Source organism: Denitratisoma sp. agr-D3, assembly GCF_054658675.1.
Map to the genome: position 1 here is coordinate 224487 of NZ_BAAGIA010000002.1, position 19958 is coordinate 244444.

19 protein-coding genes are annotated in these 19958 nt (G+C 63.1%); 17 read left to right on the forward strand and 2 right to left on the reverse strand.

Translation table 11 applies throughout. The annotated features are described in order from the left end of the window. Positions 1–49 precede the first annotated feature (49 nt). From mnmG to ACYQ2U_RS06070, 4 genes are all read left to right on the forward strand, one after another. Positions 50–1963, forward strand: coding sequence for a tRNA uridine-5-carboxymethylaminomethyl(34) synthesis enzyme MnmG (gene mnmG, locus ACYQ2U_RS06055; RefSeq protein WP_459949457.1), 1914 nt, complete (start codon positions 50–52; stop codon positions 1961–1963). Continuing rightward, complete coding sequence (gene rsmG / locus ACYQ2U_RS06060; RefSeq protein ID WP_459949458.1) at positions 1960–2580, forward strand: 16S rRNA (guanine(527)-N(7))-methyltransferase RsmG; 621 nt, start codon at positions 1960–1962, stop codon at positions 2578–2580. Before mnmG ends, rsmG begins: the two co-directional genes overlap by 4 nt. A gap of 22 nt (positions 2581–2602) precedes the next feature. Next, entirely contained in the window at positions 2603–3388 is a 786-nt protein-coding gene (locus ACYQ2U_RS06065) for a ParA family protein (RefSeq protein ID WP_459949459.1), read from the forward strand. An 87-nt stretch (positions 3389–3475) separates the two neighbouring features. After that, a complete protein-coding gene (locus ACYQ2U_RS06070) occupies positions 3476–4336 on the forward strand; it encodes a ParB/RepB/Spo0J family partition protein (RefSeq protein ID WP_459949460.1) in 861 nt (286 codons plus the stop codon). 1 nt (position 4337) lies between these two features. Here the strand turns inward: ACYQ2U_RS06070 and ACYQ2U_RS06075 are convergent, their stop codons facing one another. Both ACYQ2U_RS06075 and ACYQ2U_RS06080 read right to left on the reverse strand, forming a co-directional pair. Further along, positions 4338–5663: an MFS transporter gene (locus tag ACYQ2U_RS06075; RefSeq protein ID WP_459949461.1), complete on the reverse strand. Its 1326-nt coding sequence runs from the start codon at positions 5661–5663 to the stop codon at positions 4338–4340. A gap of 3 nt (positions 5664–5666) precedes the next feature. After that, positions 5667–5978: an ArsR/SmtB family transcription factor gene (locus ACYQ2U_RS06080; RefSeq protein ID WP_459949462.1), complete on the reverse strand. Its 312-nt coding sequence runs from the start codon at positions 5976–5978 to the stop codon at positions 5667–5669. A gap of 246 nt (positions 5979–6224) precedes the next feature. On the opposite strand from ACYQ2U_RS06080, the gene ACYQ2U_RS06085 reads away from it, so the two are divergent. The 13 genes from ACYQ2U_RS06085 to ACYQ2U_RS06145 all read left to right on the forward strand — a co-directional run bounded on the left by ACYQ2U_RS06085 (position 6225) and on the right by ACYQ2U_RS06145 (position 19779). After that, on the forward strand, positions 6225–6560 hold the full coding sequence (locus ACYQ2U_RS06085) for an ATP synthase subunit I (RefSeq protein ID WP_459949463.1): 336 nt from the start codon (positions 6225–6227) through the stop codon (positions 6558–6560). A gap of 2 nt (positions 6561–6562) precedes the next feature. Beyond that, positions 6563–7450: a F0F1 ATP synthase subunit A gene (gene atpB, locus ACYQ2U_RS06090; RefSeq protein ID WP_459949464.1), complete on the forward strand. Its 888-nt coding sequence runs from the start codon at positions 6563–6565 to the stop codon at positions 7448–7450. 77 nt (positions 7451–7527) lie between these two features. Continuing rightward, entirely contained in the window at positions 7528–7776 is a 249-nt protein-coding gene (gene atpE, locus ACYQ2U_RS06095; RefSeq protein WP_145770385.1) for a F0F1 ATP synthase subunit C, read from the forward strand. Positions 7777–7811: 35 nt separating this feature from the next. After that, positions 7812–8282, forward strand: a complete 471-nt coding sequence (locus ACYQ2U_RS06100) for a F0F1 ATP synthase subunit B (RefSeq protein ID WP_459949465.1) — start codon at positions 7812–7814, stop codon at positions 8280–8282. Positions 8283–8288: 6 nt separating this feature from the next. Further along, positions 8289–8822, forward strand: a complete 534-nt coding sequence (locus ACYQ2U_RS06105) for a F0F1 ATP synthase subunit delta (protein ID WP_459949466.1) — start codon at positions 8289–8291, stop codon at positions 8820–8822. Positions 8823–8832: 10 nt separating this feature from the next. Beyond that, a complete protein-coding gene (gene atpA, locus ACYQ2U_RS06110) occupies positions 8833–10374 on the forward strand; it encodes a F0F1 ATP synthase subunit alpha (RefSeq protein WP_459949467.1) in 1542 nt (513 codons plus the stop codon). Between the two features lie 32 nt (positions 10375–10406). Beyond that, complete coding sequence (gene atpG / locus ACYQ2U_RS06115) at positions 10407–11291, forward strand: F0F1 ATP synthase subunit gamma (protein WP_459949468.1); 885 nt, start codon at positions 10407–10409, stop codon at positions 11289–11291. A gap of 39 nt (positions 11292–11330) precedes the next feature. Further along, positions 11331–12731, forward strand: a complete 1401-nt coding sequence (atpD, locus tag ACYQ2U_RS06120; protein WP_459949469.1) for a F0F1 ATP synthase subunit beta — start codon at positions 11331–11333, stop codon at positions 12729–12731. A 71-nt stretch (positions 12732–12802) separates the two neighbouring features. Next, entirely contained in the window at positions 12803–13228 is a 426-nt protein-coding gene (locus ACYQ2U_RS06125) for a F0F1 ATP synthase subunit epsilon (protein WP_459949470.1), read from the forward strand. Positions 13229–13355: 127 nt separating this feature from the next. After that, positions 13356–13964, forward strand: coding sequence for a TetR/AcrR family transcriptional regulator (locus tag ACYQ2U_RS06130; RefSeq protein ID WP_459949471.1), 609 nt, complete (start codon positions 13356–13358; stop codon positions 13962–13964). Positions 13965–13991: 27 nt separating this feature from the next. Further along, on the forward strand, positions 13992–15206 hold the full coding sequence (locus ACYQ2U_RS06135) for an efflux RND transporter periplasmic adaptor subunit (protein WP_459949472.1): 1215 nt from the start codon (positions 13992–13994) through the stop codon (positions 15204–15206). 3 nt (positions 15207–15209) lie between these two features. After that, complete coding sequence (locus ACYQ2U_RS06140; protein WP_459949473.1) at positions 15210–18365, forward strand: efflux RND transporter permease subunit; 3156 nt, start codon at positions 15210–15212, stop codon at positions 18363–18365. Continuing rightward, positions 18358–19779 carry an efflux transporter outer membrane subunit gene (locus ACYQ2U_RS06145; RefSeq protein WP_459949474.1) on the forward strand — a complete coding sequence of 474 codons (1422 nt, stop codon included), beginning with the start codon at positions 18358–18360 and terminating at the stop codon, positions 19777–19779. Before ACYQ2U_RS06140 ends, ACYQ2U_RS06145 begins: the two co-directional genes overlap by 8 nt. The last annotated feature ends 179 nt before the right edge of the window (positions 19780–19958 follow it).

A 19958-nucleotide genomic window follows, 5' to 3' on the forward strand; every position in this document is an offset into this window, starting at 1 on the left:
GCGCCTCTTTTTTGAGGCGTGTTTTCGCTCTCTTCCTTAGGCAAACCCCATGCAGTTCCCCACCCGTTTTGATGTGATCGTGATCGGCGGCGGCCATGCCGGAACCGAGGCTGCTCTGGCCTCGGCCCGGACTGGCGCCAGTACCTTGCTGTTGACCCACAACATCGAAACCCTAGGTGCCATGTCCTGCAACCCGTCCATCGGCGGCATCGGCAAGGGCCATCTGGTGAAGGAAGTGGATGCCCTGGGGGGCGCCATGGCAGCGGCGACGGACGAAGCGGGCATCCAGTTCCGCATCCTCAATGCCTCCAAGGGCCCCGCCGTGCGGGCCACCCGGGCCCAGGCCGACCGCCAGTTGTACAAGCTGGCCATCCGTACCCGACTGGAAAACCAGCCCAATCTGACCATCTTCCAGGCAGCGGTGGACGATCTGATCGTCCACGGTGACAAGGTCACCGGCGCCGTCACCCAATTGGGCATCCGTTTCGATGCTGCCGCGGTGGTGCTCACCGCCGGCACCTTCCTCAACGGCTTGGTTCACGTAGGCCTGGAAAACTACCGCGCCGGCCGCTTCGGCGACCCCGCCTCCGTTTCCCTGGCTGACCGGCTGCGGGAACTCAAGTTACCCGTGGGTCGCCTCAAGACCGGTACGCCCCCGCGCCTGGACGGCAAGACCATCGACTATTCGGTGATGGAACGCCAGCCCGGTGACGATCCGGTGCCGGTGTTCTCCTTCCTCGGCAAGGCGGAACAGCATCCGCGCCAGGTGCCCTGCTGGATCACCCACACCAATGCCCGCACCCACGAGATCATTCGCGGCGGCCTCGATCGTTCGCCCATGTTCACCGGTGTGATCGAAGGGGTGGGGCCCCGTTACTGCCCGTCCATTGAGGACAAGATCCACCGCTTTGCCGACAAGGACAGCCATCAGGTGTTCATGGAGCCGGAAGGCCTGACCACCCACGAGATCTATCCCCAGGGCGTGTCCACCAGCCTGCCTTTCGACGTGCAACTGGCCCTGGTGCGCAGCATCCGCGGCCTGGAGAACGTGCACATCACCCGTCCTGGCTACGCTATCGAATACGACTACTTCGATCCGCGCCACCTCAAGGCCACCTTCGAGACCAAGCACATCCAGGGCTTGTTCTTCGGCGGCCAGATCAACGGCACCACGGGCTACGAAGAAGCCGCCGCCCAGGGTCTGCTGGCCGGGGTCAATGCCGCCCGCTACGCTCATGGCAAGGAAGGCTGGTCGCCCCGGCGCGACCAGGCCTATCTGGGGGTGCTGGTGGATGACCTGATTACCCGGGGCGTGGCCGAGCCCTACCGCATGTTCACCAGCCGCGCCGAGTACCGCCTGTCCCTGCGGGAAGACAACGCCGACCTGCGCCTGACCGAAGTGGGGCGCGAACTGGGTCTGGTGGACGACCTGCGCTGGGACGCCTTCAATCGCAAGCGGGACGCCGTGGCCAAGGAGGCGGAGCGCCTCAAGTCCACCTGGGTCCATCCCCGTACCCTGCCGCCGAGCGAGGCGGAGCGGGTACTGGGCAAGTCCATGGAGCGGGAATACAGCTTGTTCGACCTGCTGCGTCGCCCCGAGGTGAGTTACCAAAATCTCCTGACCCTGCCCAATGCCGGCGAACCGGTGACGGATGCGGCCGTGGTCGAACAGTTGGAAATCCAGGCCAAGTACCAGGGTTACATCGACCGCCAGGTGGAAGAAGTGGAAAAGGCCCAGGCCAATGAAACCCTGCGCCTGCCGAACGACCTGGACTACCGGGAGGTGCGCGGTCTGTCCATTGAAGTGCAGCAGAAACTCAACCAGTTCAAGCCCGAAACCCTGGGCCAGGCCTCCCGCATCCAGGGCATTACCCCGGCGGCGATTTCCCTCTTGTTGGTGCATTTGAAACGACGCAATCTGGCGGACAAGGTGTCCGCCGCGCCCGGGGCGGATGCGGCATGAGTCTGGAAAGCCAACTCCACGAGGGCATCGTGGCCCTCGGCCTGGATCTGGACGCCGCTACCGAAGCCAAGTTGTTGACCTATCTGCGCCTGTTGTCCAAGTGGAACCGCACCTACAACCTGACCGCCATCCGCGACGAGGCCGAGATGGTCAGCCATCATCTGCTGGACTCCCTGACCATGGTGCCCTACGTGCGGGAACTGGCTTCCTTGGCCGACGTGGGTAGCGGTGCCGGCTTGCCCGGCATTCCCCTGGCCATCGTCTGTCCCGGGCTGAAGGTGACGTCCATCGAGACGGTGGAAAAGAAAGTGGCTTTCCAGCAGCAGGCCAAGATCGAGCTTAGACTGGACAATTTCTCCCCCATGAGTGCCCGGGTGGAAAAGGTGCAGGGGCAGTTCCCCGCCGTGACTTCACGCGCCTTTGCCGAGTTGGCCGATTTCGTCAATTGGTCCGGTCATTTGCTGGCCCCTGGCGGACGCCTGCTTGCCATGAAGGGTGTTTATCCTGAGGAGGAAATCGCCCGCTTACCGGCGGACTGGATGCTGGTGGCGCGTCATGAACTCAAGGTGCCGGGCCTCGCTGCCCAGCGCCATTTGATTGTTTTGCAAAAGAATTAACAGGATTCAGGGAGAACATCGGGTGCATATTTTCGCCGTCGCCAATCAAAAGGGTGGGGTGGGCAAGACCACCACCACGGTCAATCTTGCCGCGGCCCTGGCCCTGCACGGCCAACGGACCTTGCTGGTGGACCTGGATCCCCAGGGCAACGCCACCATGGGTTGCGGGGTGGATAAGCAGGGCTTGCAGCAGTCGGTCTATCAGGTCCTGCTCGGCCTGTCGGACCTGGCCCAGGCGCGCCAGCCTTCCACCAGCAGCAACTACGAGGCCCGCTTCGACGTGCTGCCGGCCAATCGCGACCTGGCCGGGGCGGAAGTGGAAATGGTCAGCCTCGATCAACGGGAGATGCGGCTCAAGGCGGCCCTCAAGCAACACGAGGCCGACTACGATTTCGTCCTCATCGATTGCCCGCCGTCCCTGTCCATGCTGACCCTGAACGGTCTTTGCGCCGCCCACGGCGTGATCATCCCCATGCAGTGCGAGTACTACGCCCTGGAAGGCTTGTCCGACCTGGTGAACACCATCAAGAAAGTGCACGCCAACCTGAACCGGGACTTGAAGATCATCGGCCTGCTGCGGGTCATGTTCGACAACCGCAGCACCCTTTCCAAGCAGGTGTCCGACCAGCTGGAGGAGCACTTCGGCGACAAGGTGTTCAAGACCCTGGTGCCGCGCAACGTGCGTCTGGCGGAAGCTCCCAGCTACGGCATGCCCGGCGTGGTGTTCGACCGGGCCGCGAAGGGCGCCCAGGCCTACCTGGCCTTCGCCGAGGAAATGATCGAACGGGTCAAGAACTGGAAAGAGTAGGGACGACCTTTCCCCCAACCCCTTTCCCCAGGAAAGGGGCGACTATTTTGCCGCTGCCCGATGGGGCGACGCGATGGAGGTAACGAGATGAATCCACCGAAACTCAAGGGCCTGGGCCGCGGCCTGGATGCCCTGCTGGCCGCCAACAATTCCCCCGAGGGGAGCCGACAGGACAGCCTGCCGGTCGGCGCCTTGCAGCCGGGCAAGTACCAGCCCCGGACCCGCATGGATCCCGGTTCCCTGGAGGAGCTGGCGGCTTCCATCAAGGCCCAGGGCCTGATCCAGCCGATTTCCGTACGCCCCATCGGCAATGACCGCTACGAAATCATCGCCGGCGAGCGGCGCTGGCGCGCCAGTCAGATCGCCGGGCTGACCGAGGTGCCGGTGCTGATCCGGGAAATCCCGGACGACGCGGCCCTGGCCATGTCCCTGATCGAAAACATCCAGCGGGAAGACCTCAACCCCCTGGAAGAAGCCGCAGGTCTGCAACGCCTGATCGACGAATTCGGTATGACCCACCAGCAGGCCGCCGACGCCGTGGGCCGTTCCCGGCCCGCCGCCTCCAACCTGCTGCGCTTGTTGCAGCTGGCCAAGCCGGCTCAGGACATGTTGATGGCCGGCGACATCGAAATGGGCCACGCCCGTGCCCTGCTGCCCCTGCCCAAGGCGGAGCAGGGCAGGGTGGCGGCCTGGGTGGTGGACAAGGGTTTTTCCGTGCGGGAAACCGAGCGCATCGTCAGCCGCGAGCTCAATCCGCCGGCGGCCAAGGGCGGCGCCAAGGAACCCAGCCGGGACATCCTGCGCCTGGAGGAAGAACTGGCCGACAGTCTCGGGGCGACGGTGAAAATCGCCGCCAACCGCAAGGGCGCCGGCAGCATGACGATCCGCTTCGGCAGTCTCGACCAGCTCGACGGCATCCTGGCCCGGCTGGGCGTCGGCAAGGACTGATTCAGCTTTGCCGTTGGCCCAGGGCGCGCCACCAGCGCACCCAGCCGTGCAGGTATTCCGGCGCGGCGCGGAATAGCCAGAGGGCCAGGGCGGCATTGACCAGCCCGACCAGCAGCAACAGCGCGGGCACGGAGCATCCCGCCGCCAGCAGGGCCATGGCAGCCAGGGACGCCACCACCATGAACAGCGCGTTGAGGATGTTGTTGGTGGCGATCATGCGGGAACGGCGTTCTGCCGCCGTTCGGGTCTGGATCAGGGTGTAGAGCGGCACGCAGTAAAACCCGCCAAAAACGCCGATCAGGAGCAGGTCGGCAAGGGTGCGCAAACTGCCGGGCCGCGCCAGGACCGCACCGAGGTCAAGCAGCGTGCCGCCGGATGGTGCCGGGCTGGCCCAGTACACATCCATCGCAAACAGGCTCAGGCCGAAGGCGCCCAGGGGCACCAGGCCCAAGGCCAGTCCCTGGCGGGACAGGCGCTCACACAGCAGGGAACCGAGTCCGATGCCGACGGAAAACAGGGCCAGCATCAAGGTGACCAGGCTCTCGCTGCCGCCCAGGGCATCCCGGGCCAAGGCCGGAAACTGGGAAAGAAAGACGGCACCGTAAAACCAAAACCAGGAAATGGCCAGGATCGCCAGGAACACGTCGCGATTCTGGCGGGCGAGGCGCAGATTGCGCCAGGTTTCCGTCCAGGGATTCGGGTTGACCGCCAATTCCGGGGCGGCGGCGGCGGCGCGGGGAATGGCCCGGCTGCTCAGGTAGCCCAGCAAGGCCAAGGCCAGGCAAGCGCCCGCGGCCACCGGCGGTCCCCAGGGGCCCAAGGTCATGGCCAGACCGCCGAGCAAGGTGCCGAGCAAAATAGCGAGGAAAGTGCCCGATTCGACCAGGGCGTTGCCGCCCAGCAGCTCTTCCGCATGCAGGTGCTGGGGCAGGATGGCGTATTTGAGCGGGCCGAACAGGGTCGAGTGCAGGCCTAGCAGGAACAGGGCGGACAGCAGCAAAACCAGATTGGGCAACAGGAAGCCGGCGGCCGCCAGCAGCATGATGCCGATTTCCAGCAGCTTGACCAGGCGGATCAGACGCGACTTCTCGTATTTGTCCGCCAATTGTCCGGCGCTGGCGCTGAACAGGAAGAAGGGCAGGATGAACAGGCCGGCGCAGGCGTTCACCATCAGGCCGGGGTCGAGGCTGGTGAGATGGGCGCCCTGGAAGGCGATCATCACCACCAGGGCATTCTTCAACAGGTTGTCGTTGCAGGCACCGAGGAATTGGGTGAGGAACAAGGGCAGGAAGCGGCGACGGCGGAGCAGGGCGAATTGGCCGGGCATGACTCAGATTTCCGCGTTCAGGTAGTCCATGACCGCCCCCAGGGCCCCTTGCAGGAAGGCCTTGTCGATCCAGTAGAACACTTCCTTGCCCTCCTTGCTGCTGGCCAGCACGCCGGCTTCCTTGAGGATTTTCAGGTGGTGGGAAACGGCGGGGCGGGAGAGGGTGGAGGCTTCCGCGATCTGGGTGACGTTGAGCCGCTCGCCGCGGTCGAAGGTCAGCAGGATGCGCTGCCGCTGCTCGTCGCCGAGGGCGGCGAAGGTTTTGGTGACGTTTTTCCAGACGAGGGGGATTTCCCGGGCGTAGGCGAGTTTCATGGTGATGAGTTTAATTACTTAAACATGTTTGTCCAGTGGGGACTTGAGGAAAATCGTCATAAAAGCGCATGAAATGGGGGTTTGTAAGTTTTGTAAGAAAGCCAACAACATATGTCTTATATAGGACATGCAGGGAAAAGATAGGAAAAATTTCTCGGAAAATTTGACTTTGCGATGCCACGGCTATATATTCGCGGGCTTTTGGTGCTGGGCAATCACCGTATTGGTGCACGCAGCGGGCAAGCGATGCTGAAGTCAATTGGTCTGCAACTGGGTGTGCTGATGGTGGTGGCGGCAGTGGCCGGAGGATGGATTGGCGCGCAAGGCGCGATCTCCGCTCTGATCGGTGGAGCCTCTTACCTGATTCCGAACCTGCTTTTCGTCCTGCGCCTGAAAATTGCGGCCGCTAGCGGCCGTGCCAGTGCGGTCACCTTCTTTGCCGGTGAGTTCTTCAAGGTGGCCGCCACGATTGGAATTCTGATCGTTGCGCAAAAGTTTTACGACGTGCATTGGCTGGCCCTGCTCGTCGGGCTCTTCGCGGCGCTCAAAGCGAATCTTTTTGCATTCTTATTGAAGACCTGACCATGTCTATCGAAGAAGCTGGCACCCAAGTGGCCCACGAGGCCGCAGAACATGGCCCCACGGCGGGCGAATACATCGTTCACCACCTCACCCACAACAACGGCTCGGGCCATGCCCAGTCCAGCATCATCGATTTTTCGGTGGTGAACCTGGATACCCTGTTCTACTCCGTTACCCTCGGTTTGCTGACCATCCTCATTCTCTGGCTTGCCGCGCGCAAGGCCAGTTCCGACGTGCCCGGCCGCTTCCAGGGCGCCATCGAGGTGCTGGTGGAAATGGTGGCCGGCCAAGCCAAGGGCATCATTCACGAGGAAGAGTCCCGCAAGTACGTGGCACCCCTGGCCCTGACCATCTTCGTCTGGGTGTTCCTGATGAACGCCATGGACTTCCTGCCCCTGGACCTGTTGCCCAACCTCTTCCAGGCAGCTACCGGTAATCACCACGCCTACATGCGCGTCGTGCCCACGGCCGACTTGAACGCCACCCTGGGCATGTCCCTCGGCGTGCTGCTGCTGTGCCTCTACTACAACGTCAAGATCAAGGGTTTCGGCGGCTGGGTGCATGAGTTGTTCACCGCCCCCTTCGGCAGCCATCCCGTGCTGTATCCGGTGAACTTCGCCATGCAGCTGATCGAATTCGCCGCCAAGACCATTTCCCACGGCATGCGGTTGTTCGGCAACATGTACGCCGGCGAACTGGTGTTCATGCTGATCGCCCTGATGGGCGCGGCTTGGGGCGGTTCCGGTGCGACCGGTCCTCTGTTGATGTTCGGCCATATTCTGGCGGGTTCCATCTGGGCCATCTTCCACATCCTGATCGTTGTGCTGCAAGCCTTCATCTTCATGATGCTGGCGCTGGTGTACATCGGCCAGGCCCACGAAGGTCACTAAGCAATACGCAGCAACAACGTTTTCGCAGTCTTTGTTTTCAACCTTGTAGTTTTTACTTTTATTCAAAAGGAGTTGTCATGGAACACGTTCTCGGTTTCGTTGCTCTGGCCGCTGGCCTGATCATCGGTCTTGGTGCTATCGGTGCCTGTATCGGTATTGGCATCATGGGCTCCAAGTACCTGGAAGCCTCCGCTCGTCAACCTGAGCTGATGAACGCCCTGCAAACCAAGATGTTCCTGCTGGCCGGTCTGATCGATGCCGCCTTCCTGATCGGTGTCGGTATCGCGATGATGTTCGCCTTCGCCAACCCGTTCATCCTGAAGTAATCGTCTCCCTTAAACGCTTTTAAGGAGCGAATACCGTGAATCTGAACGCAACGCTGTTTGCCCAGCTGATTGTGTTCTTCGTGCTGGCTTGGGTCACCATGAAGTTCGTGTGGCCCCCCATCGTGAAGGCACTCGACGAGCGGGCAAAGAAGATCGCTGACGGGCTCGCGGCCGCTGACAAGGCCAAGACCGATTTGGCCCTCGCAGAAAAGAAGGTGGCCGAGGAACTGCGCAAGGCGCGGGAATCCGGTGCCGAACTGCGCAGTGGCGCCGAGAAGCAGGCCGCCAAGCTGGTGGAAGAGGCTCGCGCCGAAGCCGCCCGCATCGTGTCTGCCGCCCGTGAAGCCGCCGAAACCGAAGCCGCCGCCGCGTCGCAGCGCGCCAAGGAAAGCCTGCGCGAGCATGTGGCTCAGTTGGCCGTCGCCGGTGCAGAAAAGATTCTCCGCAAGGAAATCAATGCACAGGCCCACGCCGATCTGCTGGCCCAACTCAAGTCGGAGCTTTAATTCGCCATGGCCGAGAACGTCACCCTAGCGCGTCCCTACGCCGAGGCCGCCTTCCAGCTGGCCAAGGCTTCCTCCCTGGCCGCCTGGTCCAGTGCCCTGGGCAGCATGGCCGCCGTGGCGGGAACAGCCGAGATGCAGGAATGCGTCGCCAATCCCAAGCTGCAACCGGAACAACTGGCTCAGTTGTTCGTCGGCGTGGCCGGCAAAGACCTCGGCGCGGAACAGCAGAATTTCGTTCGCGTCCTGGTGGATAACGACCGCCTTACCGTCCTGCCCGAGATCGCTCAGCTCTTCAACGAGCTGAAGAACGCCCATGAAGGAGTGCGCGATGCCCAAGTGGAATCCGCCTTCGCCATGGATGACGCCGCTGTGAAGAATCTGGTGGCCGATCTCGAACGCAAGTTCCAGTGCAAGATCAACGCGACCGTGACGGTCGTGCCCGAACTGATCGGCGGTGTGCGCATCGCCATCGGCGACGAAGTGATCGATGCCTCCGTCCGCGGCAAGCTTGCTGCCATGGCCACCGCGCTAAAGAATTAGGAGCAATTCCATGAGTAACCTCAATCCGTCTGAAATCAGCGACCTGATCAAGAGCCGGATCCAGAACCTGCAACTCTCCGCCACCACCCGCAACGAGGGTACCGTGGTGTCGGTGACGGACGGTATCGTCCGCGTGCATGGCCTGGCCGACGTGATGCAGGGCGAAATGCTGGAGTTCCCCGGCAATACCTTTGGTCTGGCTCTGAACCTCGAGCGCGATTCCGTGGGTGCCGTGGTGCTCGGCGAATACGAACACATTTCCGAAGGCGATACCGTCAAGTGTACGGGCCGCATCCTGGAAGTGCCCGTCGGTCCCGAACTGCTGGGTCGTGTGGTCAATGCCCTGGGTGAACCCATCGACGGCAAGGGCCCCCTGAACAACAAGATCACCGACAAGGTCGAGAAGGTTGCGCCCGGCGTGATCTGGCGTAAGTCCGTGGATCAGCCCGTGCAATCCGGTCTGAAGGCCATCGACGCCATGGTGCCCGTGGGCCGTGGTCAGCGCGAACTGATCATTGGTGACCGTCAGACCGGCAAGACTGCCGTTGCCGTCGACACCATCATCAACCAGAAGGGCCAAGGCGTTAAGTGTATCTACGTCGCTATCGGTCAGAAGGCTTCCACCATCGCCAACGTGGTGCGCAAGCTGGAAGAGCACGGCGCCCTGGAATACACCATCGTTGTCGCCGCCTCTGCCTCCGACTCCGCCGCGATGCAGTTCATCGCTCCCTACGCCGGCTGCACCATGGGCGAATACTTCCGCGACCGCGGTGAAGACGCCCTGATCGTTTATGACGATTTGACCAAGCAAGCTTGGGCCTACCGTCAGATCTCCCTGCTGCTGCGTCGTCCTCCCGGCCGTGAAGCCTATCCCGGTGACGTGTTCTACATCCACTCCCGTCTGCTGGAACGTGCTGCTCGCGTGTCCGCCGAATGGGTGGAAAAGTGCACCAACGGCGAAGTCAAGGGTAAGACCGGTTCTCTGACCGCTCTGCCCGTGATCGAAACCCAGGCCGGTGACGTGTCCGCCTTCGTGCCGACCAACGTGATCTCCATTACCGACGGTCAGATCTTCCTGGAAAGCGACCTGTTCAACGCCGGTATCCGTCCCGCCATGAACGCCGGTATCTCGGTGTCCCGCGTGGGTGGTGCCGCTCAGACCAAGGTCATCAAGAAGCTCGGCGGCGGTGTGCGTCTGGCCCTGGCCCAGTATCGTGAACTGGCTGCCTTCGCGCAGTTCGCTTCCGACCTGGACGAAGCCACCCGCAAGCAGCTGGAACGGGGTCGTCGCGTGACCGAGCTGATGAAACAGCTCCAGTACGCTCCCCTGAACGTTGCCGACATGGCCGTTTCCCTCTACGCCTCCAACGAAGGTTTCATGGACGACGTGGATGTGCCTAAGATCCTGGCTTTCGAAAGCGCCCTGCATCAGTACATGAAGCAGAAGCACGCCGACATTCTGAACACGATCGAGACCACCAAGGATCTGAGCAAGGACACCGAAGCTGCCCTCAAGGCGGCGGTGACCGAGTTCAAGAAGTCCTGGGCCTGATCCTTAATTAACCTGAATTAAGGAGAACGATCATGGCCGTCGGAAAGGAAATCCGCACCAAGATCAAGAGCGTCCAGAACACCCGCAAGATCACCAAGGCCATGGAAATGGTGGCCGCATCCAAAATGCGCAAAGCGCAGGACCGGATGCGGTCGGCCCGCCCCTTCAGCGAGAAGATCCGCAAGCTGGCGGCCAACCTGTCCCAGGCCAACATCACCGACTACCGCCATCCTTTCCTCGGCAAGGGCGGCGAGGCCGAGGCGCCTAAGCGCATCGGCCTGATCCTGGTGACGACGGACAAGGGTCTTTGCGGCGGTCTCAACACCAACATCCTGCGCCTGGTGGTCAACAGCATGCGCCAGTGGGAAAAGGACGGCGCCAGCTCCATCAGCGCCACCTGCATCGGCAACAAGGGTTTTGGCTTCATGCAACGCATGGGCACCAAGATTGTTTCCCATGCGACCCAACTGGGGGACACTCCCCACCTGGAAAAATTGATCGGGCCCATCAAGGTCATGATCGACAGCTTCCAGGCCGGCGAGCTGGATGCCGTCTATGTGGCCTACACCCGCTTCATCAACACCATGAAGCAGGAGCCCGTGGTGGAGCAGTTGCTACCCCTGACGGGCGAGCGTTTGGGCAAGCCCAGCGGTTCCTGGGATTACCTGTACGAACCCGACGCCCAGGTGGTGATTGACGAACTGCTGGTGCGCTATGTGGAAGCCCTGATCTATCAGGCGGTGGCCGAGAACATGGCCTCCGAACAGAGCGCCCGGATGGTGGCCATGAAGGCGGCCACCGACAACGCCGGCAACGTCATCAAGGAACTGCAACTGGTCTACAACAAGGCACGGCAAGCGGCGATTACCAAGGAAATCTCGGAAATCGTCGGCGGCGCGGCGGCCATTGCGGGCTGATAGCGGGTTAACGGATTACTAAGCATTGAGGATATAACCATGAGCAACGGAAACATCGTCCAGTGCATCGGCGCCGTGGTGGACATCAAGTTCCCCCGCGAAGCCATGCCCAAGGTCTATGACGCCCTGGTTCTCGACGAAGCCAACCCTGGCAACGCCGAAGCCGGCCTGACCTTTGAAGTTCAACAACAGCTCGGTGACGGCGTGGTGCGTACCATCGCCCTCGGTTCCTCCGACGGCCTGCGCCGCGGCATGAACGTGAAGAACACCGGCGCCGCCATCAAGGTGCCCGTCGGTACCGGCACCCTCGGCCGCATTATGGATGTGCTGGGCCGTCCCATCGACGAAGCCGGCGACATTCCCTGCGAAGAGCGTCGCCCCATTCACGCCAAGGCGCCCAAGTTCGACGAGCTGTCTCCCTCCGTGGAACTGCTGCCCACCGGCATCAAGGTGATCGACCTGATCTGCCCCTTCGCCAAGGGCGGCAAGATCGGCCTGTTCGGCGGCGCCGGCGTGGGCAAGACCGTGAACATGATGGAACTCATCAACAACATCGCCAAGTCCTACGGTGGTTACTCCGTGTTCGCCGGCGTGGGTGAGCGTACCCGTGAAGGGAACGACTTCTATCACGAAATGGAAGACTCCAAGGTGCTGGACAAGGTCGCCATGGTGTTCGGTCAGATGAACGAACCCCCCGGCAACCGTCTGCGCGTGGCGCTGACCGGCCTGACCATGGCCGAGAAGTTCCGCGACGAAGGCCGCGACATCCTGCTGTTCGTGGACAACATCTACCGTTACACCCTGGCTGGTACCGAAGTGTCCGCCCTGCTGGGTCGTATGCCTTCCGCCGTGGGTTACCAACCCACCCTGGCCGAAGAAATGGGCCGTCTGCAAGAGCGGATCACCTCCACCAAGGTGGGCTCCATCACTTCCATCCAGGCAGTGTACGTGCCTGCCGATGACTTGACCGACCCCTCCCCCGCCACCACCTTCCTCCACTTGGACGCCACCGTCGTGCTGTCCCGGGACATCGCCGCGCTGGGTATCTACCCCGCCGTGGATCCCCTGGACTCCACTTCCCGCCAGCTTGACCCGCTGGTGGTGGGTGAAGAGCACTACGGCGTGGCCCGCAAGGTGCAAGCCACCCTGCAACGCTACAAGGAACTGCGCGACATCATCGCCATTCTGGGCATGGACGAACTGGCGCCCGAAGACAAGCTGGCCGTGACCCGCGCCCGCAAGATTCAGCGCTTCCTGTCCCAGCCCTTCAACGTGGCCGAAGTGTTCACCGGCTCCCCCGGCAAGATCGTGCCCCTGGCCGACACCATCAAGGGCTTCAAGGCCATTGTGGAAGGCGAGTACGACCACCTGCCGGAACAGGCCTTCTACATGGTTGGCGCCATCGAAGAAGCCGTCGAAAAGGCCAAGACGCTGCAATAAGGACGGCCGTCAGCCGGGCATCGCCAGCAGCAAGGCGGCGCCCGGCCCGACCTCCACACTAGGAGTCTGATATGGCTATGACCATTCATGTTGATGTTGTCAGCGCGGAAGAGTCCATCTTCTCCGGCTTGGCGGAATTCGTCGCCCTGCCCGGCGAGGCTGGCGAACTGGGCATTCTGCCCAGTCACATGCCGCTGATGACCCGCATCAAACCCGGCGCCGTGCGCCTCAAGCTGCCCCAGCAGGAAGCCGAGGAGTTGATCTTCGTCGCCGGCGGGCTGCTCGAAGTGCAACCGGAAACGGTGACCGTGCTGGCCGATACCGCCATCCGCGGTAAGGACCTGGACGAAGCCAAGGCCGCCGAAGCCAAGCAGAAGGCCGAGGAAGCCATGGTGAACCGTGGTTCCGAACTGGACTACGCCCGCGCTCAGGCCGAATTGGCCGAAGCCGTGGCCCAGTTGGCCGCCATCCAGCGCTTGCGCAAGGCCGGCCACTAAGCGGTTTACGTTTTGTTGCAATAGGAAAGGCAGCTTCGGCTGCCTTTTTTATTTCCTAAGTGGAATTACGGTTGTTCGCCGGGAAACTCTAGACTAGACTGTACAGTCCATTTTGTACCAAGTCTTCATGTCCTACTCCCCCGACGAAACCCATGTCCACGGCAATTGCCGCGCGAGATTGATCGAGGCTGCCGCCGAGGCCTTCCTGGAAAAAGGCTATCGCGCCAGCGTGGACAACATCGCCGCCAAGGCTGGCGTCGCCAAGCAGACCCTGTACAACAACTTCGGTAACAAGGAGGAGTTGTTCCGCGAGGTAGGCACGCGACTGGCCGACTCCCTGGCCGAGGAACTCTTTCTCGGCCGCGATGGTCTGGCGGAAACCCTTTACCGCTTCGGCCTGGAAATGCGCAATCGGGCTCTGTCGGACAAGGGCATCGCCATCTATCGCTCCTTCCACATGGAAAGCGCGCGGGTGCCGGAAATGGCCATGGCGATCCATGGCCGGGTGACGTGCCGCATCGTGGAAATCCTGTCGAGCTATCTGTCGGCGGCCATGGACCGGCAACAATTGCGGCGAGACGATCCCAAGTTCGCGGCGGAAATGTTGACCTCGATGTTGATCCACGCCGACCGTTCGCAACGGCTCGCGGGTGGCCCTCTTTTGTCAGATGAAGAAAACGCAGTGCGGACGCGCAAGATCACCGAATGCTTCCTGCGCGCCTACCGATTTGAATAGAACGGAAGATCCCCCATGGAGAAGAAAATGAAAAAACTGACGCTAGCCCTGGCCGTTTCGATCCTTTTCATCAACGGCTGTAGCAAGAGCGATGGCCAAGGCGCCCCCGCCGGCGCGGGCATGCCCCCGGCGGAAGTGGACGTGGTGACCATCGCCAGCGCCAGCGCCACCCTGACCCAGGACCTGCCGGGCCGCTTGCAGGCGATCCGCAGCGCCCAAGTGCGGGCGCGGGTGGAAGGCGTGGTGGAAAAGCGCCTGTTCGTCGAAGGCAGCGACGTCAAGGCGGGCACCCCGCTGTTCACCATCGATCCCCGCACCTACAAGGCCACCGTGGAATCGGCTCGGGCCGACGTCGAAGTCGCCAAGCTGACCGTTGATCGCTACAAGCCCCTGCTGGAAACCAAGGCCGTGAGCCAACAGGAATACGACCAGGCCGCTGCCAAGCTGAAGCAGGCCCAGTCCACATTGGCCAAGGCCGAACTCGACTATGAAAACGCCTCGGTGCCGGCCCCCATCAGCGGCCGCATCGGACGGGCCCTAGTGACCGAGGGTGCCCTGGTTGGCAAGAGCGAAGCCACGCAACTGGCGCTGATTGAGCAACTGGACCCGATCTATGCCAACTTCACCCAGTCCGGCGACGAATTGCTGCGCCTGAAGAAGGCCATCATGGCCGGCAAGCTGCAACAGACCAAGGAAACCAAGGTCGAGCTGTTGCTGGAGGATGGCAGCCTCTATCCCCTCAGCGGCAAGCTGCTGTTCTCCGACATGGCGGTGGACCCCAACACCGGCACCGTCACCCTGCGTGCCGAATTCCCCAATCCCAAGCGCGAATTGCTGCCCGGCATGTTCGCTCGCATCCGCTTCCCCCAGGCCAATATCGAAAAAGCCATCAAGGTGCCGCAACGGGCCGTGATGTCCGGTCCCCAAGGTCAGAGCGTGATGGTGGTGGATGGTGAAGGCAAGGTCGCGCCCCGTCCCATCAAGGTGGGCGGCATGAGCGGCAGCGACTGGATCGTGAACGACGGCCTGAAGGAAGGCGACCAAGTGATCGTGAACGGCCTGCAAAAAGCCAAGCCGGGGGCCGTGGTGAAGGCCGTGCCGTGGAATCCGGCTGCCGCCGCCAATGGCCCCGCAGCCACGGCCAATGCCGCGCCGGCTGCCGCAGCGGCACCGGCAGCAGCACCCAAGGCCGAACAGAACAAGGATGCGGCCGCGCCCCAGGGCGCCAAGCAAGGGAGCTAAACCATGCTGGCTAAATTCTTCATCGATCGCCCGGTGTTCGCCTGGGTGATCGCCCTAGTGATTCTCCTGGCCGGTTCGCTGGCCTTGAAAAAGCTGCCCATTTCCCAGTATCCGCAGGTGGCGCAGCCTTCCATCGCCTTCAACATCACCTATCCCGGCGCAAGTGCCGAGGTGATCGAGCAGACCGTCACCGCCCTGATCGAACAGGAAATGAACGGCATCGAGCACCTGCTCTACATGGAGTCCTCCTCCGAACTGGGGGTGGGTACCCTGACCCTCACCTTCGAGGCCGGCACCAACGTGGACGTGGCGTCGGTGGAAGCGCAAAACCGCTACAAGCGAGTCGAGGCCCGTCTGCCGGACGATGTACGCCGCCTCGGCGTGCCGGTGACCAAGCCCCAGCGCAACTACCTGATGTTCGTCATCCTGCGTTCGCCCGACAAGAGCAAGGACAACGTCGCCCTGGGCAGCTACGCCGCCGCCAGCGTGCTGGACCAGATCCGTCGGGTCAAGGGCGTGGGCGAGGCCAACCTGTTCGGCACCGAATACTCGATGCGGATCTGGCTCAACCCGGCTAAGCTCCACAGCTACAACATCTCCCCGAGCGACGTTTCCAACGCCGTCAAGGCGCAGAACATCCAGCTCGCCACAGGCGAACTGGGGCAAAACCCGGCCGCGCCGGGGCAGGAGCTCAATGCCGTCATCGTTGCCCGTAGCCGCCTGACCACTCCCGAGGAATTCGGCGAAATCCTGGTGAAGACCCAGCCCGACGGTTCCGCCGTCAAGGTCAAGGACATCGCCCGGGTGGAACTGGGGGCCCAGAGCTACGACGTCTTCGCCCGTACCGATGGCAGCCCCTCCGCCGCCATCGCGGTGCGGGTCGCCCCAGACGGCAACGCCCTGGACGTGGCAAAGGCGGTCAAGGCCCGCATGGGCGAACTGGAAAAGTACTTCCCCCCCGGCATCAAGTGGGAAGTGCCCTACGACACCTCCAAGTTCGTGGACATCTCCATCTCGGAAGTGGTGCACACCCTGTTCGAGGCCATGGTGCTGGTGTTCCTGGTGATGTGGCTGTTCCTCGGCAACCTGCGCGCCACGCTGATTCCCGCCGTGGTGGTGCCGGTGTCCCTGGTGGGCGCCCTGACCGGTTTGTACCTGCTCGGCTACTCGGTGAACGTGCTGACCCTGTTCGCCATGGTGCTGGCCATCGGCATCGTGGTGGACGACGCCATCGTGGTGGTGGAAAACGTCGAGCGGATCATGAGCGAGGAAGGCCTGTCGCCCCGGGACGCTACCCGCAAGGCCATGGACCAGATCATCGGCGCCATCATCGGCATCACCCTGGTGCTCTGTGCCGTGTTCGTTCCCATGGCCTTCTTCGGCGGCTCCGTGGGCGCCATCTACCGCCAGTTCTCGGTCACCCTGGTGCTGACCATGTTCTTCTCGGCGCTGATGGCCCTGACCCTGACCCCGGCCATGTGCGCAACCCTGCTCAAGCCGGCGGAAAAGGGCCACGTTCTGCCAGAGACCGGCGTGTTGGGCGTGTTCAATCGCTGGTTCACCCGCACCAGTGAGCGCTATCGCAACGGCGTCGCTCGCGTGCTGGGCCGACCCGGTCGCTGGCTGGTGGTGTATGCCGCCGTGCTGGTCGCCACCGGCTGGTTGTTCACCAAGCTGCCCGGCAGCTTCCTGCCGGACGAGGACCAGGGCTACTTCATCAGCATGATCCAGTTGCCGCCAGGGGCCACCCGCGAGCGGACCACCGAAGTGCTGAGCCGGATCGAGCAGTACTACCTGCAACAGCCGGAAGTGGACCACGTCATCGGCGTGCTGGGTTTCTCCTTCTTCGGTCGCGGCCAGAACGCCGCCCTGGTGTTCACCACCTTGAAGGACTGGGACGAGCGCAAGGCCAAGGAGCATTCGGTGCAGAGCCTGATCATGCGCATGAACGGCTTCCTCTTCTCCATCAAGCAGGCCTTCTCCCTGGCCGTTAACGTGCCGCCCATTCCCGAACTGGGGGCCATCGGCGGCTTCGACTTCCGCCTGCAAGACCGGGCGGGTATCGGCCGCGACAAGCTGACCGATGCGCGCAACATGCTGCTCGGTATGGCCAGCCAGAACCCTGTGTTGGTGGGCGTCCGGCCCGAGGGCCAGGAACCGGCGCCGCAAATCCAGTTGGACATCGACCGGGCCAAGGCCCGGGCCCTGTCGGTGGACCTGGGCAGCCTCAACGACACCCTGCAATCCACCCTGGGCGTGGGCTACATCAACGACTTCGTCCGCGAAGGCCGCATCCTGCGGGTGCAGATGCAGGCCGACGCCGACCTGCGTCGAACGCCGGAGGACATCCTCAAGCTGCCGGTGCGCAACACCCGTGGCGAGATGGTGATGCTGGGGGAAATCGCCAAGCCCAAGTGGATCATCGGCCCGCCCAAGGTGGACCGCTACAACGGCCTGCCCTCCTACAAGATCTCCGGCAGTCCGGCCCCCGGCCGCAGTACCGGCGAGGCCATGGATGCCATGGAAGCCATGGCCGCCAAGCTGCCGCCCGGCGTCGGCTTCGAGTGGTCCAGCACTTCCCTGGAGGAAAAGGTTTCCGGCAACCAGGCGCCGGGCTTGTTCGCCCTGTCCCTGATCGTCGTCTTCCTGGCCCTGGCCGCCCTGTATGAAAGCTGGTCCATCCCCTTCTCGGTGCTGTTGGTGGTGCCCTTGGGCGTGTTCGGTGCCGTGCTGGCCGTGCTGCTGCGGGGCCTGCCCAACGACGTGTACTTCAAGGTGGGCCTGATCGCCATCATCGGCTTGTCGTCAAAGAACGCCATCCTGATCATCGAGTTCGCCCGGGAGCTGAACGAGCGTGGCATGAGCGTCGTCGACGCCACTCTGGAAGCCTGCCGCCTGCGTTTCCGTCCGATCCTGATGACTTCCCTGGCCTTCATCCTCGGCGTGCTGCCTCTGGCCATCTCCAGCGGTGCCGGCGCCCAGAGCCGTCACGCCATCGGTACCGGCGTCATCGGCGGCATGATCGGCGCCACGGTACTGGCGGTGTTCCTCGTGCCGGTGTTCTTCGTCGTCGTCCGTCGCTTCTTCCCCGGCCATCCCCGCCACCATGCCGATACCCCGCCGACAACCTCGACTACCCAGGAGACCCACCATGACTAAGCACTCCATGACCGGGCTCACCGTCAGCGTGCTGGCCGCCGCCGTTCTCAGCGCGTGCAGCCTGGCCCCTGACTACACCCGCCCCAATCTGGCGGTGGACAACCAGTGGCCGGAGGGCGTCAATCCCGCCGGCGCCCGGGCCGTCGCCAACCTGGATTGGCACGACCTGTTCCCCGATCCCCGCCTGCAAGCGGTGATCGAACTGGCCCTGGCCAACAACCGCGACCTGCGCATCGCCGTCGCCCGGGTGGACGAAGCCCGTGGCCTTTACGGCGTGCAGCGGGCCGACCGCTTCCCCAACGCCGATCTGTCCGTCGGCCGCACCGCCTCGCGCAGCCCCGCCGCCATCACCGGCGCGGCGAAGGACGTGCAGGTGAACCGCTACGACGGCAGCCTCAACCTGCTTTCCTTCGAGCTGGATTTCTGGGGTCGCGTCGCCAACCTGAGCGAGGCCGCCAAGGCCAGCTACCTTGCCACCGAGGAAGCCCGCCGCACCGTGCGCCTGGGCCTCATCGCCGACGTGGCCAACGCCTACCTGACCTTGCAGGAAATGGAAGAGCGGGCCGCCCTGGCCCGGGATACCGTGCGTGCCCGCAGTGAAAGCCGCAACCTGATCGCACAGCGGCGGGAAGTGGGCATCGCCAGCGACCTGGATTTCCTCACCGCCGACGGCGCCCTGGAGTCCGCCAAAGCCGACCTGGCCGCCATCGAGCGTTCGCGCCTGCAAGCCGGCACCGCCCTCGCCGTCTTGGTGGGCAGCGCCCTGCCCAAGGACCTGCCGGCGGCCAAGCCCCTGGCGGAGCAAGGCATCCGCGCCGACCTGGCGGCGGACCTGCCGGCCGAGGTGTTGCTGCGCCGGCCCGACGTGCGTGGCGCCGAGCAGCAGCTGATCGCCGCCAACGCCAACATCGGCGCGGCGCGGGCCGCCTTCCTGCCCAAGATCGTGCTCACCGGCGCCTTCGGCAGCGCCAGCCCGCTGTTGTCCGGTCTGTTCAAGAGCGGCACCGAGGCCTGGAGCTTCACCCCCAGCATCCACCAACCCCTGTTCGACTGGGGCCGCAACAGTGGCAACCTGGACGTGGCCGAGGCACGCAAGGTGGTGGCCGTGGCCACCTATGAAAAGACCATCCAGACCGCCTTCAAGGAAGTGGCCGACCTGCTCGCCGCCCGGGACACCCTGGTGGAACAACTGCGGGCCCAGGACGCCAACCGCGCCAGCCAGGAAGAACGGCTGAAGCGGGTCGAAGCCCGTTACAAGGCCGGCATCGCCAGCAACCTGGAACTGCTCGACGCCCAGCGCGACAGCTTCACCGCCCAGCAGACCGCCGTCCAGGTGCGGCGCCAGTTGCTGGCCACCAGCGCCCAGCTGTACAAGGCCCTGGGGGGCGGCGACGAGGCGACACCGAAGAGCTGAACCTATTCCAGTGGGTGACGTAAAAAAGCCGGGCCATCCTTAGGGGTGGCCCGGCTTTTTTGTGGATTTGCTAGTGAGTTGTTTGACAAAATGATGCTATGTGAATTTGATGTATCTTTGTGGTGCAGTAAGTTACATCGCCTCAGTCCGACTTCAATATATCGCTTACTTCGCACTAG

Coding starts and splice junctions, on each gene's coding strand:
- mnmG (WP_459949457.1), top strand. CDS start 50: ATGCAGTTCCCCACCCGTTTTGATGTGATCGTGATCGGCGGCGGCCAT.
- rsmG (WP_459949458.1), top strand. CDS start 1,960: ATGAGTCTGGAAAGCCAACTCCACGAGGGCATCGTGGCCCTCGGCCTG.
- ACYQ2U_RS06070 (WP_459949460.1), top strand. CDS start 3,476: ATGAATCCACCGAAACTCAAGGGCCTGGGCCGCGGCCTGGATGCCCTG.
- ACYQ2U_RS06075 (WP_459949461.1), bottom strand. CDS start 5,663: ATGCCCGGCCAATTCGCCCTGCTCCGCCGTCGCCGCTTCCTGCCCTTG.
- ACYQ2U_RS06080 (WP_459949462.1), bottom strand. CDS start 5,978: ATGAAACTCGCCTACGCCCGGGAAATCCCCCTCGTCTGGAAAAACGTC.
- ACYQ2U_RS06085 (WP_459949463.1), top strand. CDS start 6,225: ATGCTGAAGTCAATTGGTCTGCAACTGGGTGTGCTGATGGTGGTGGCG.
- atpB (WP_459949464.1), top strand. CDS start 6,563: ATGTCTATCGAAGAAGCTGGCACCCAAGTGGCCCACGAGGCCGCAGAA.
- atpE (WP_145770385.1), top strand. CDS start 7,528: ATGGAACACGTTCTCGGTTTCGTTGCTCTGGCCGCTGGCCTGATCATC.
- ACYQ2U_RS06105 (WP_459949466.1), top strand. CDS start 8,289: ATGGCCGAGAACGTCACCCTAGCGCGTCCCTACGCCGAGGCCGCCTTC.
- atpA (WP_459949467.1), top strand. CDS start 8,833: ATGAGTAACCTCAATCCGTCTGAAATCAGCGACCTGATCAAGAGCCGG.
- atpG (WP_459949468.1), top strand. CDS start 10,407: ATGGCCGTCGGAAAGGAAATCCGCACCAAGATCAAGAGCGTCCAGAAC.
- atpD (WP_459949469.1), top strand. CDS start 11,331: ATGAGCAACGGAAACATCGTCCAGTGCATCGGCGCCGTGGTGGACATC.
- ACYQ2U_RS06125 (WP_459949470.1), top strand. CDS start 12,803: ATGGCTATGACCATTCATGTTGATGTTGTCAGCGCGGAAGAGTCCATC.
- ACYQ2U_RS06130 (WP_459949471.1), top strand. CDS start 13,356: ATGTCCTACTCCCCCGACGAAACCCATGTCCACGGCAATTGCCGCGCG.
- ACYQ2U_RS06135 (WP_459949472.1), top strand. CDS start 13,992: ATGAAAAAACTGACGCTAGCCCTGGCCGTTTCGATCCTTTTCATCAAC.
- ACYQ2U_RS06140 (WP_459949473.1), top strand. CDS start 15,210: ATGCTGGCTAAATTCTTCATCGATCGCCCGGTGTTCGCCTGGGTGATC.
- ACYQ2U_RS06145 (WP_459949474.1), top strand. CDS start 18,358: ATGACTAAGCACTCCATGACCGGGCTCACCGTCAGCGTGCTGGCCGCC.